Genomic DNA, 12,849 nt, shown 5'->3' on the forward strand with positions numbered 1-12,849 from the left:
GTCAAAAAGGAGACACCCTGTTGAACAATATTTCGTATAACGAAATAAGTTCAACAGGGTAGTTGAGTTTTTGACAGTAAATATAGTAGACTACTTGATAGTAATTCTTGCAAAACATGATAGTCTACGAAGCAAAAGCAGAAGCAACAAAAGAACAGTTACTCAAAGTAAATGAAGCTTTGAGAACTGCTCTTTTTGTTCGCAATTCTTGTTTGCGCTATTGGATAGATGGTCATGCAAAAACTGGTTACGATTTGAATAAATATACGAAAGTTCTATCAGACAATCCTGGCTTTCCTTGGGTATCAAAATTGAACTCAACAGCAAGACAGGCAATGGCAGAACGTACCTGGGCGGCAATTAGCAGGTTTTTTGATAATTGCAAGAACAAGGTTTTAGGCAAGAAAGGTTTTCCTCGATTTCGCAAACTCCAGACAAGGGCATCTGTTGAATATAAGCAAAGTGGTTGGTCACTATCCGAGTGTCGCAACTACATAACATTCACAGATAAATTTGGAATTGGAACGATGAGATTGAGGGGGACTCGTGACCTGAATTACTATCAAATAAACCAGATAAAACGAGTCAGAATTGTGCGTCGTTCAGATGGGATATACATCCAATTCTGCATCGACCACGAAAGAAAAGAACAATTAGAGCCAACAGGTAAATCTCTGGCTCTGGATCTGGGATTAAACCATTTCTATACAGATAGTGATGGCAATAAAGTTGAGAATCCCAGATTTTTACGCAAATTCGAGAAAGCATTAAAAAAGGCACAACGTAGATTCTTTCGTTGTGCCAAAGGTTCTAAAAATCGTGCTAAAGCACGAAATAGATTAGGTAGAAAACACCTGAAATTGCAACGCCAGCGTCAAGATTGGTGCGTCAAGAAAGCACTAAGCGTAATCAAGTCGGCAGACTTTGTGGCATATGAACAATTACAGGTGCGGAACATGATCAAAAACCGCAAACTGGCGAAAAGTATCTCTGATGCCAGTTGGAGTATCTTCACTCAATGGTTGAAATATTTCGGCAAGGTATATGGGCGAGTGGTGGTTGCTGTCTCACCTGCATACACCACAATTGATTGCTCAAATTGTGGGCATCAAGTCTATAAAACTCTCAGCACTAGGACACACAGTTGTCCTAATTGCTCCTACACTGCTTGCCGAGATTACAATGCTAGTCGCAATATCCTCAACAAAGGATTAGAACTGTTTAAAAATACTGCTGGGCAAGCAGGAATATACGCCTTTGGAGAGTCTGACCTCTGCTTGGAGAAGGCAACTTCTCAGAGTAAGTCATCTCAGCGAAAGAGGAAAGTCTCACAGTGATGTGAGAATCCCCCGCTATACCTTGTAAGCGGTTAGCGGGGGAGAATGTCAATTTGATTCCCATATCTAATGAGGACAGTTTGCGCTAGGGTAGGAATTGACAAGCATTTGTGATTTCCAGTGTTTCTCTGTAAACGTCCAGTTGTATTCTTAAGTTTGGCTGTTTTACTCAATTTGTTAACAGCCTGTGCCAATGCACCAACTGCTAAAAATCTGGAACAGTCTTTAGCCGCAGATCCCAGGTTAAGTAACAATCCAGCAATTTTAGGTCAATCTCCTACAGGTGAGTCAACACCAGGAGTAAATCAACCATCGACCCAGTTACCTGCGGATTTTCCTCAAGATATCCCGTTATATCCCAACGCCACACTACAGGCAATCACCCCTGCTAGTGCTACAGAAAATCAGGTATCAACTCGTTGGCTGAGTTCTGACCCCAGCAATGCTATTACTAGTTTTTACCGCAACCAGTTGCAAGCCAAGAACTGGCAAATTGAGCAACAACCAACAGATGATGTAGAAGGCAGTTTTACTGCACGACGCAATGATTTACTGCTGAAGGTATCTGTTCAGCCGCAATCGGTGACTAATGCTGCACCTAATCAACCACAAACCTCCACATTACTCAAGATTGAGTACACACCAAATAGCACTGCTTCCACTCAACCGAATGCAACTGCATCAAATAGCGATGTTCCCCAACCAGGTGATCCACAGTTTATTGGCCCAGTACAGCCTGTAACCTCGGCAACACAACCAACACAAACAAATCAAACACCGACGGCGCAAGTATTCAATGATATTACTAAAGCACCGCTACAAATACAGCAATATATTCAAGATTTAGCGTCTTTAGGGGTGTTTACGGCAAATTCCGCAGCCAATAAAAACAATTCTCCCGACACAACCAAGCAATTTGAACCAGGTAAAATTATCACCCGTCGAGAATTTGCCCGGTGGTTAGTGGCTGCCAATAATGCGATGTATGCTAATAATCCAGCCAAGCAAATTCGTCTAGCGGCTGAAACTACCCAACCAACTTTTAGTGATGTCTCGCCTCAAGATGCTGATTTTGCCGCGATTCAGGGATTAGCAGAAGCAGGATTGATTCCTAGTCCCTTATCTGGTGATTCTACGGCTGTTTTGTTCCGTCCTGATGCACCCCTAACACGAGAACAATTGGTGTTATGGAAAGTACCTTTAGATACACGCCAAGCTTTACCTACAGCTAATTTAGAGTCAGTGAAGGAAACTTGGGGTTTCCAAGATATTGGTAAAATCGACCCCAAAGCATTACGGGCTGTTTTAGCAGATTTCTCCAATGGCGAACAAGCCAATATCCGTCGTGTGTTTGGTTATACAACCTTATTTCAACCCAAAAAACCAGTGACTCGTGCAGAAGCGGCGGCGGCGTTGTGGTATTTTGGTACTTCTGGCGATGGTATATCGGCTACTGAGGCACTGAAGTTAAAGCGATCGCCAACCTAAGTATAACAGCGTCAATATTTGTAGTTGGAATCAGGCAGGGGGCAAATTCTTTCTCCCTCTGCTCTCTTGCTTTCTCTGCTCACCAAAGCAATAGGATACTTTTTTAGTGGGAAATCCCTTCTATCTATCAGGGTTAAATTTGCAATGTTCACTGATTCTTGACAAAATCCCTATCATCATAAAGATTAGCTAATAATTTTCTCAAAACTGAATTTATTGCGTATATTTACTTTAGTTTGAAGATTAACCATGCAAGTTGTATTAGGGAAATTACTTATATCTTCCTTTCATCTTTCATGATTAAAAAATTTATAGCTAGATCATTGTTGATTAAGTTGATCAAGCTGCATAAGCAACCCCTAATCTGAAGTGAGAAAATTAAGGATGAAAAAGCAACTGGTAGCAGCAGGATTTTCTGTTCTTTGCTTGGTCTTGCCCCAAAAAGCAACTGCTGCAAGTTTGAGCCAGCTATACTTTTTTGGTGATAGCCTTTCTGATCCTGGTAATGCCTTTTCTCAAGTAGGCATACCTCCGAGTCCATACGTTAACGGGCGTTTTTCTGATGGCCGAGTCTGGGCAGAATATTTGGCAAAGAATCTAGGTTTGCAGGATACTAACTTCGCTTTCGGTGGTGCTACTACCGGTAATAGCAACACTATCACTCCACTCTTACCAGGACTATTTACACAGATAAATACTTTTATCAATACAAATCCTCAAGCTGATAGTGATGCTTTGTATGTCATATGGGCAGGAGCCAATGATTACCTTGGTGAGCGTGTGAGTAATCCGAATCTGCCATTGGTAAATCTAGATACTGCGGTGCGATCGCTAGCTGGTGTAGGTGCTAAGAATTTTTTAGTAGTTAATTTACCCAATTTAGGTGATATTCCAGGGACAAATGGCAATCCCATTCAATCTAATTTACTCAATAATTTAACTGGATTACATAATCAAGGTTTGAGTAGTATTCTCACCACCTTAAAGCAGGATTTACCCACAACAAAAATCAACATTTTTGATATTAATGCCTTGTTTAGTCAAGCAATTAATTCTCCCGACACATTTAAATTTGCCAACGTCTCTCAATCTTGTCTATCCCGGTTAGATATATGTGAACCACAAAAGAACAAATTTTTATTTTGGGATAATCTTCATCCGACAACATACACACATCAAATCATCGCGCGCACAGCCGCTAGACAAATTCGCTCTCAATACGTCCCAGAACCTTCCTTGGCTTTGGGAATGTTGACGTTGGGTGCTTTAGGTGCAGCAAGTGTACTGAAGAGACAACGTCACGTCGCTGCGCTCCGAATTCAAAGTTCAAAATTTAAAATTCAAAATTAGAATTCCCATAAGTGAATTTAATGAGAAGTCAGAGCAGAGGTTTCTTCTGCTCTAAACTTCGTAAGAGAGGAGCTTGTACAATCAAGGAAGAATTGGTCAAAAGTTAGTCTGGATGACAAATAGTCGGCTACCTCATTCACAACTCATCGAAAAAACAGGTAAAGTATGAGCAAGTTATGTAACTAAAAATATCCATGCAGGATTACAGCCAGTTATTTGCCATGATTGCAGAATTAGTCATGCACCATTCTCCTAGCGGTGCGGAAATGGAGATTAATCAACTGTTATGGCAAAAATTTGCTGCTTTAGGTGTGGAAGTTGTCAAGGATCGCGCCGATAATATTATTGCCAAAATTCCTGGGAAAAATTCCGATAGAGCGATCGCCATCACTGCCCACAAAGACGAAATTGGCGCGATAGTTAAAAGTATCGGTGATCAAGGTAGGGTAGAAGTCCGCAAGCTTGGCGGTGCTTTCCCTTGGGTATATGGGGAAGGCGTAGTGGATTTGTTGGGAGACAACGAAACTGTCAGTGGAATTCTCAGTTTTGGTTCGCGTCACGTCTCCCATGAATCCCCACAAAAAGTCCAGCAAGAAGATACAGCCGTTAAATGGGAAAATGCCTGGATAGAAACTAAGCGCACTCCAGAAGAATTAGAAGCAGCTGGGATTCGTCCGGGAACGAGAATGGTGATTGGTAAACACCGTAAACATCCCATCAGACTTAAAGACCACATCGCCAGCTATACCCTAGATAATAAAGCATCGGTAGCGATACTATTGGCTTTAGCAGAACATCTAAAACAGCCAGCAGTTGATGTGTATTTAGTCGCATCTGCAAAAGAAGAAGTGGGAGCGATTGGGGCATTATTTTTTACCCAAAATCACAGTTTAGATGCGTTGATTGCTTTAGAAATTTGTCCGTTATCCGAGGAATATCCGGTGAAAGACGGGGAAAATCCGGTTTTATTATCTCAGGATGCCTATGGTATCTATGATGAGGGTTTAAACGGACAATTGCGTCAATGCGCCAAGCAATTAAATCTGTCTCTACAACTAACAACCTTAAGCGGCTTTGGTAGTGATGCTTCCATCGCCATGAAATTTGGTCATGTAGGGCGTGCTGCTTGTTTAGCATTCCCCACCCAAAACACCCACGGATATGAAATCGCTCATTTAGGGGCGATCGCTAACTGTATTATTCTATTGAAAGCTTTTTGTGAAACTGAATTTGAGTGAGTAACAACTTCGCTGACATCCTAAAAACTAGTATTCTGACTCAGCACTCATAAATCAGCACTTTCTTAAGCCGATGACGGGATTTGAACCCGTGGCCTGCTGATTACGAATCAGCTGCTCTACCACTGAGCCACATCGGCACACACGATACAAGATTATAGCATGATTATTTACCTATGGTGAAACCAAATTCCAAAAACAGTCTGAACCCAGAAAAATTTGCTCGTCTCAAAGCTGAGGCCATATCACCCTATCGTGGCTTGCGCCAATTTTTTTATATTGCCGTTGGTGCTTCCGGTTTTATCGGTGCGTTTGTTTTCTTTTTTCAATTGTTAGCAGGTAGAGACATTGAACACACTTTACCTAATTTTGCTCTTCAATTAGCCATAGTAGCTTTGATGATTTTTCTTTGGCGTTGGGAAAAACGTCGGCAAGGTCGGTAAAAAGCCATTTTTTTACTGTTAGATAGTTCTGAACTGAGCCATTTAACCTTTAACGCCTGGTTTCTAGCAACTAATACTCAACAATTATCTTTTATTAGAGCGTCATATTGGCAAAATAGAGTGCATTGAGGAGATAAATTGATTAAAAAACCTTGGGGCGCAAAGTGAAAGACTTTTCATTATTGATAAAAATTTAGGTAATTTTGCTTATTTTTTTTTAAAGCCAAGGCGGATGATTTGTTTCTCGGCAGATTTTCATTGTTTATATAACTTTACATTATTTAATAAAGTATAGATTTTGATACATTTTGCAATTTAAAGAGAGAAAACATAAAAAAAATATTAGGAAATCAGGAAATCGCAAAATTTCTGAGACACTTGTAATTGTTCAAACGAGGTCAGCCAATATAAAGACCTTGACCATAAACCCATGATTTAAAAATGGGGTCAAATTTTATATATAGACCCCAAACTTAAGAAAACCCTAACTAGTGTTAGTGCCAGAGTCAGTTTTTGCTGATTCTGGCACTAGCCTTTTTGAACTGAGAACTTACTATGGAAGTAAGTCTCAGAACAGGTTATAACAATTTTGGATTAAAAGCCTAGATTCGCAGACTGTGCCAAAATCTCAAAACAATACTACTTATCCCCATTTGGTATGAGATTACGGAACTCTTACCACATAGGAAGAAGGTAAAGGTTGGGCGCGTCCAGCGTTCACTAGTGCTTGGTAGACAAAAGCCGCAATTTCAGCTCTAGTGGCTTCCCGATTAGGATTGAGTTGATTAACGTTGGGATAGTTAATCACTAATTGCTTGCTGGTTGCAGCTGCAACTGGACTAACCGCGTAATTGGGGATCTGTGCTGCGTCAGTATAAATGGAAATGACATTTTGATTATCAGCCGTCAACCCTAGTCCATTTGCTAGGGCTACCAAAGCTTGGACTCTGGGAATTTGTTGTTGGGGTTTGAAAGTTCCATCAGGATAACCCGCTACAAATTGACTCTGATAAGCTGCTTGAATAGCACCATAAGCCCAGAAATTCCGGCTGACATCTCGAAACTCAATGGCAGAACGTTTAGCTGGTGGTGTTAAAGCTTTGGTAATAATGGTAGCGAATTGGGCGCGAGTTACAGGATCATTGGGTTTAAATGTCCCATCGGGAAAACCAGCAATGATATTTTGTGCAGCTAGGGCTTCTATATAACCTTTAGCCCAGTAATTTACCGATACATCTTTAAATGCTGTTCCAGAACCTGGTTGTTCTACAGTAGCCGCCACAAAATCAACTGCACCAAAAATCTTTTTCTGGTCGATATCGTTACCTACGGCGAGAATGCGAACTGTTCTGGTGGCATTATTCACGTCATAACGAGTGTTAGAGCGAATTAAGTTACCGCCAGGATTTTCATTACTGCCTAAATTGGGTTCAGCTGAAATAGTGGCGACAACACCATCTCGTTTATTGTTTTGAATGACGTTATTACGCAGAATGGGTTTGGCTGATTCTGAGATAAATAAGCCATCTTGATTCTGCACAATTTGGTTTTCTACAACCAAAGGTGTAGAAGTACCACCAATTGCGATCCCAAAACCTGTGTCTTGAAATAAGTTATTGCGAATTTCACCTTGAGCAGCCTTAGCAACGGAAACGCCGTTACCAGTATTTTGAACAAAAATGTTACTTTCAATTTTGGGATTGCCCGTACCTGTGACAAAAACGCCATCCCTAACGCTTTTTGTAAAAGTATTGTTTTTGATAATCGGATTAGTTGATTCTACCCAGACACCTGTGCCACGTTGATTGGGGTTGGTGACAGTTAGACCTGCAACTGTAGTGTTTTCAGTGGCTAAAATCGTTACATCTTGTCTAGCAAAGGTGCGACTAGTGTAAAATCCACCACCTGTAATGACTATTCCTTGCCCTTTACTAGCTTCATCGCCCCGCAGTGTCACCCCCGGCTTGAGAGTTAGGGGAAATTGTTCTCCAGATTGACTGTCATAAGTTCCAGGGGCTAGTTGAATAATCGTACCTGCTTGAGCTTGGTTGAGAGCGTAGGTAATGGTTTTATAGGGTGTATTAGCTGTATTACCAGCACCTGCGGTATCTGCACCAGTGGCAGGATTAACATAAATCACGGGTGCATTGACGGGAACTTGAGCGATGGTATGAGACTGGCTGGCTTTAGGGTTGGCTTGGACAGCATGAGAAATTAGTGTGATTGTGCTAGTAGCCAAAAATAAGGCGATGATTCCAGTTGATAGGGATTTCACCGAAAATATAGTTAAGCCCTGATGTTTCATTTTTACGTCTGTAGCTTGCTGAATGTGGGTTACTTGAATGAGTGTTATGTAGCCAATATCTAGCTACCAAACTTATGCAAAACTATAGCGGATGACTAAGGTATCAGCAGCTATGTTTCGCAAGAAAATACATAAATCGTCTAGATTGCGGCGAAAAATCTCAGGTAAAAAGTTATGGGATAAAAAGCGATCGCTCCTAACTTTTGTATATTAGATCACAAATTTTTCTCCACAATCTATGTTTTTAATTCATAAAAATTTATATACTTCAGGAATCTCAATCAAGCTGACGGGTGTAGGGCAGGAAAAAAGTGTTGCTTCTGGATTTTGTTGGCGCGTAGTCGTGCTATTAATGCCAATTTTGGATTTGGGAGCCACTTGCTACAACTTCGTCTGCATCGGAGGCTCACGTTAATCATCAGCAACATAAAGGGGATCTAGATTAAATAACTAGATCCCCTCTATGTCTGCCTAGATTGAAATTTTTTCTTAACATCAAGCGTGATGAAGACAGACAGGCAAATTAACTGAAAACAAATCAGTTAACTCTTCTTATTTTCTGTCTCATGCCTCCTAATAAGCTAATGTTTCTAAAGTTTCCCGTAGATATCGCTGCACCTGCTGTTCTAGACGCATTTCTTGCAGTCTAGGATAGCTTTCTAGTTGCCATCTTTGGAAACCAGAACTTGCTGCGATCGCGTATTGAAGATTTTGCCAAATTTCTGGATCACTATAAGCTGTTATTTTAGCCATATTCCTTCATTCCTCAGTTTTAACTTTGACAGTCAACTGGGGCAAGATTTTATTAACCCGCACCCCTAAAATCGTGAAATCCTGGTTAATCTTTTCTAAAGGTAACGGTTCTATAGCCGCAAATTCTGTGTCATTTGTCACTAAAACTCGTGCTACACTGACTGGAATCTGAAGAAATAAATTACTTGCCAGAAAGGTTAAGCCAGCCATTAACAAGGCCAAACTCCGCCATTGTGGTAAGAAACTCGCTACATTCACCATCAGAGGAGTTACTTGATAGAGTTGCCATAGCAGCACAATTGAGATCATGGCTGCCAGTAGTGCCAATAACCGATTTAATTTTGTATTAATTAAACAGAGAATTTTTCTTTGCTGCTCAGTCAGATTTTCTGGCTTGAGAGCTACACCCAAAATACCAAATATATAAAAAGGTCGGCGCAATTGCATCCACAACAGGGGAATCACGCCCACCACCGCTACTAGTAACAACTCCATCCATACAGGTAGTAGCGGTTCACCTACAGACAAAAACAATAAACACAGCAGTAAAAAAACGGGCAGTGTTGCCAAGCCTGCCAGATGAATCCACAAAATTGGTTCAGAACGAAATGAGCGCATAAATTACAGTCCTGGGTTTTGATTAGGCAGGGGGCGGGGAGCAGAGAGCCAGGAGAAGATTTCCGTGTTTCTCCCTGCTCTCTACCCCTTGTCCTCTTCCTTGACTCAGCACTATCTTGTCAATGCCAGTGTACGGCGTTTAGTTACCATCTGGTATGCGTCGATGATGTCACCTTCTGCCCAGTCATGGAATTTATCTATGCCCACACCGCATTCGTAACCGGCGTTGACTTCCCGTGCATCTTCTTTCATCCGCTTGAGGGAGTCTAGTACCCCTTCGTAGATGACTTTGCTGCCACGGCGTATCCGCACTTTACAGTTGCGGACAAGTTTGCCAGACTGCACGTAGCAACCTGCAACCGCGCCACGACCGACTGGGAAGACAGCCCGGACTTCGGTTTGACCCAAGGATTCTTCTACCAATTCGGGTTCTAATAGACCTTCTACAGCCCCTTGGATATCTTCCATGAGTTTGTAGATGATGTTATATTCCCGCACGTCTACACCAGCTTCATCGGCGGCTTGCCTTGCACCACTGGCGTAGGTGGTGTTAAAGCCAATAATGACTGCGCCACTGGCTGCGGCTAGGTCAATATCGGTCTGGGTGATTTCTCCGGCTGTGGCCAAGAGCATCCGAATTTGGACTTCGTTTTGGGGAATTTGTTTGAGCATTCCCACAATGGCTTCCACTGATCCCTGTACGTCGGCCTTGAGGATCAAGTTGAGTTCTTTCAACTCGCCCTCTTGAGCCTGGGCTGATAGGGTGGTGAGGGTAACGCGTCCTTGTAATAGACGAGACAAGCGTTGTTTGTCGGCACGGTCGGAAGCGATCGCTCTGGCTTCTTTTTCGTTCTCGAATGCCTCAAACTCATCACCGGCGGCGGGGACATCGCTTAAACCGAGTACCTCAACAGCGAAGGATGGAGAAGCTACGTCCACACGTTTGCCGCGATCGTCAACCATTGCTCTGACTTTCCCGAAGGCTGAACCAGCCACCAGCATATCTCCCACGCGGAGAGTCCCATTTTGAATCAGTAAGGTAGCGACTGCGCCTTTAGCTTTATCTAGGTGCGCCTCGATGACTGTGCCTCTGGCAGAACGATCTGGGTTAGCGGAGAGTTCAGCGACTTCTGCCACCAAGAGAATCATTTCTAGGAGTGTGTCGAGGTTTTCACCTTTGATCGCACTCACCGGTACCATAATTGTCTCGCCGCCCCATTCTTCTGGGGTGAGACCGTACTGGGTGAGTTCTTGTTTAACGCGATCGGGTTGCGCCCCTTCTTTATCAATTTTGTTGATGGCTACAACAATAGGTACTTCAGCCGCTTGCGCGTGGCTAATTGCTTCTACTGTTTGGGGACGTACACCGTCATCTGCCGCTACTACCAGGACAGCGATATCTGTCACTCTCGCACCCCGCGCCCGCATAGCAGTAAAGGCTTCGTGACCAGGGGTATCCAGGAAGACGATTTGCTGTTGTTTGCCTTCATGCTCAACGTCTACGTGGTACGCACCAATGTGCTGGGTAATCCCGCCAGCTTCACCGGCTGCGACCTTAGTTTTACGGATGGAATCGAGCAGGGTGGTTTTACCGTGGTCTACGTGACCCATAATTGTCACCACTGGAGGACGACGAAGGAGATGTTCCAAATCACCCACGTCAATCATTTCCGTGACTTTACGCGCCTCTGCTTCTGGTTCGGCGGTTTCAATTTCTACTTCTAGTTCCTTAGCGACTAGGGTGATGGTGGGAATATCCAGATTTTGGGTAATGCTGACCGCCATCCCTTTCATGAACAGGATTTTCACAATCTCTGTATCGGCTACCACTAAAGCATCCGCTAGTTCTTGTACCGTCATTGGCCCGGTTACTATCACTTTGCTCGGACGCTCACGTTTTACTTCAACTTCTTGTTGGCGACGATTTTGGTCACGAGAACCGAATTTTTTAGTTCTGGCAGTTGGAATACTACCTACACCTGTAGTAGACGGTTGTGAGGGTCTAGCGGCTTTGGGTTTGGGGGGACGCGCAATTGACAAACTCACCTGGACTGTAGCTGGGATTTCCAGTTTGTCTTCAGGATCTAGAAAATCATCATCTTCAAAATCATCTTCCAAGATGGGCTTGATGCGTTTACCTTTGACCGAGGCCTTGCTGGATTTTTCTTTGATTTCGTCAATGATTTCTTCTTCTTGCCACTTTTTGCCACCTTTAGCCAATCGGGGTGGTGTGGGACGTTTTAAGTCGAGCAGATCGGGGGCCGGTCTATCCTCAATAGATTCCATGCGTCCCGATACCCCTGCCATTTGTTTGGGAGGTGTGGCGACTGGCACTGGTGCGACGGCTTCTCCAGGACGCGCTGGTCGAGGACGACCTTCCCCGACTGGTGCATTTGACCGATTCCCACGTTCTGGTTTGGCTCCTGCGGGAGTAGGACGGGATGGTTTTTGTCCAGCAGGCTGGGGTGTCTCCGTTGATGTAGGTTTCGAGACTTTTGGTCTGGGCTGGTCACGATCCTCTTCTGCCCGCCGTGGGCGTTCTCGTTTGAGGATCGGTTTTTCTGACACACTCACCTGTTCAGGTGCATCTGACTTTTCTGCTACAGGTCTAGCTGGTGGTGCGGTTAGTTGTGGTCTTTGGGGTTTTTCCGGCTTAGGTCTAGATGGAGATCCCTTTTCCGGTTTTTCCACTGCGCTTTTTTCAGAGGCCTGTGGTTTGGGTGTGGCCTCTGTGGCTGGAGCAGGTTGTGCTTGAGTGGTTTCAGGTTGAGTACGAGGGACAGGTCGAGTAGGAGCCGTCGGCTTCATGGGTGAGACTGGTGTGGCAAAGGGCTTTGGTGGTGCTGGAGAATTCACTTCAGATGATGGAGCAACTTGGTGATTGCTAGCTCCTGATACTTCGGGAGCATTAGAAGTAGGATTTTTCAATATTTTGGGTTTACGAATTTCCAAAATTTGTTGTTTGTGAGGTTGGTTTGAGCGACTATTTGAGCTAGTGGGTGATGAATTGGGTTTATGGGATGATGTATGAAATTCTTTTTTGGGCGTTCCGTTTGTTGCTGGTAATTTTTCAGCCGCCGCCCTAATGTTTTCTGCCTCTGTTTCTGAAATTGTACTGCTATGGCTTTTGACCGCGATGTTGAGCTGGTCGCAAATTGCTAATAGCTCTTTGTTATCCAAATTCAATTCCTTTGATAATTCGTAGATTCTAACTTTGCCGTTGTTCATCCACTCTTCCCCTTTAATTTACAGTTTTTTTGTGGATGGTTGCCTGGGAGTGTGACATCTCCATCCTTCGATTACTGTTTTTCGGTTGC

9 protein-coding genes and 1 tRNA gene are annotated in these 12,849 nt (G+C 43.4%); 5 read left to right on the forward strand and 5 right to left on the reverse strand.

Annotated elements, in window-relative coordinates:
- Positions 1-116: 116 nt before the first annotated feature.
- The 4 genes from CLI64_RS02355 (at position 117) to CLI64_RS02370 (ending at position 5,413) form a co-directional block, all read left to right on the forward strand.
- On the forward strand, positions 117-1,337 hold the full coding sequence (locus CLI64_RS02355) for an RNA-guided endonuclease TnpB family protein (RefSeq protein ID WP_103135726.1): 1,221 nt from the start codon (positions 117-119) through the stop codon (positions 1,335-1,337).
- Positions 1,338-1,457: 120 nt separating this feature from the next.
- Positions 1,458-2,825, forward strand: a complete 1,368-nt coding sequence (locus tag CLI64_RS02360) for an S-layer homology domain-containing protein (RefSeq protein ID WP_103135727.1) — start codon at positions 1,458-1,460, stop codon at positions 2,823-2,825.
- Positions 2,826-3,209: 384 nt separating this feature from the next.
- Positions 3,210-4,175 carry an SGNH/GDSL hydrolase family protein gene (locus CLI64_RS02365; protein ID WP_103135728.1) on the forward strand — a complete coding sequence of 322 codons (966 nt, stop codon included), beginning with the start codon at positions 3,210-3,212 and terminating at the stop codon, positions 4,173-4,175.
- A gap of 194 nt (positions 4,176-4,369) precedes the next feature.
- Positions 4,370-5,413, forward strand: a complete 1,044-nt coding sequence (locus CLI64_RS02370; RefSeq protein ID WP_103135729.1) for a M42 family metallopeptidase — start codon at positions 4,370-4,372, stop codon at positions 5,411-5,413.
- Positions 5,414-5,481: 68 nt separating this feature from the next.
- Here CLI64_RS02370 and CLI64_RS02375 read toward each other — a convergent pair.
- Positions 5,482-5,553 (reverse strand) — tRNA-Thr (locus CLI64_RS02375).
- Positions 5,554-5,589: 36 nt separating this feature from the next.
- On the opposite strand from CLI64_RS02375, the gene CLI64_RS02380 reads away from it, so the two are divergent.
- Positions 5,590-5,856: a DUF3493 domain-containing protein gene (locus tag CLI64_RS02380; RefSeq protein ID WP_103135730.1), complete on the forward strand. Its 267-nt coding sequence runs from the start codon at positions 5,590-5,592 to the stop codon at positions 5,854-5,856.
- Between the two features lie 664 nt (positions 5,857-6,520).
- On the opposite strand, the gene CLI64_RS02385 is transcribed toward CLI64_RS02380, so the two are convergent.
- The 4 genes from CLI64_RS02385 to infB all read right to left on the reverse strand — a co-directional run bounded on the left by CLI64_RS02385 (position 6,521) and on the right by infB (position 12,760).
- A complete protein-coding gene (locus tag CLI64_RS02385) occupies positions 6,521-8,161 on the reverse strand; it encodes a DUF1565 domain-containing protein (protein ID WP_103135731.1) in 1,641 nt (546 codons plus the stop codon).
- A gap of 573 nt (positions 8,162-8,734) precedes the next feature.
- On the reverse strand, positions 8,735-8,914 hold the full coding sequence (locus tag CLI64_RS02390) for a hypothetical protein (RefSeq protein WP_103135732.1): 180 nt from the start codon (positions 8,912-8,914) through the stop codon (positions 8,735-8,737).
- 6 nt (positions 8,915-8,920) lie between these two features.
- Positions 8,921-9,532 (reverse strand): low-complexity tail membrane protein, encoded by a 612-nt coding sequence (locus CLI64_RS02395; RefSeq protein ID WP_103135733.1) that lies wholly within the window; start codon positions 9,530-9,532, stop codon positions 8,921-8,923.
- Between the two features lie 111 nt (positions 9,533-9,643).
- Positions 9,644-12,760 carry a translation initiation factor IF-2 gene (gene infB / locus CLI64_RS02400; protein WP_103135734.1) on the reverse strand — a complete coding sequence of 1,039 codons (3,117 nt, stop codon included), beginning with the start codon at positions 12,758-12,760 and terminating at the stop codon, positions 9,644-9,646.
- Positions 12,761-12,849 lie beyond the last annotated feature (89 nt).

Source organism: Nostoc sp. CENA543 (assembly GCF_002896875.1).
In the GTDB taxonomy this organism is placed as follows: domain Bacteria; phylum Cyanobacteriota; class Cyanobacteriia; order Cyanobacteriales; family Nostocaceae; genus Trichormus.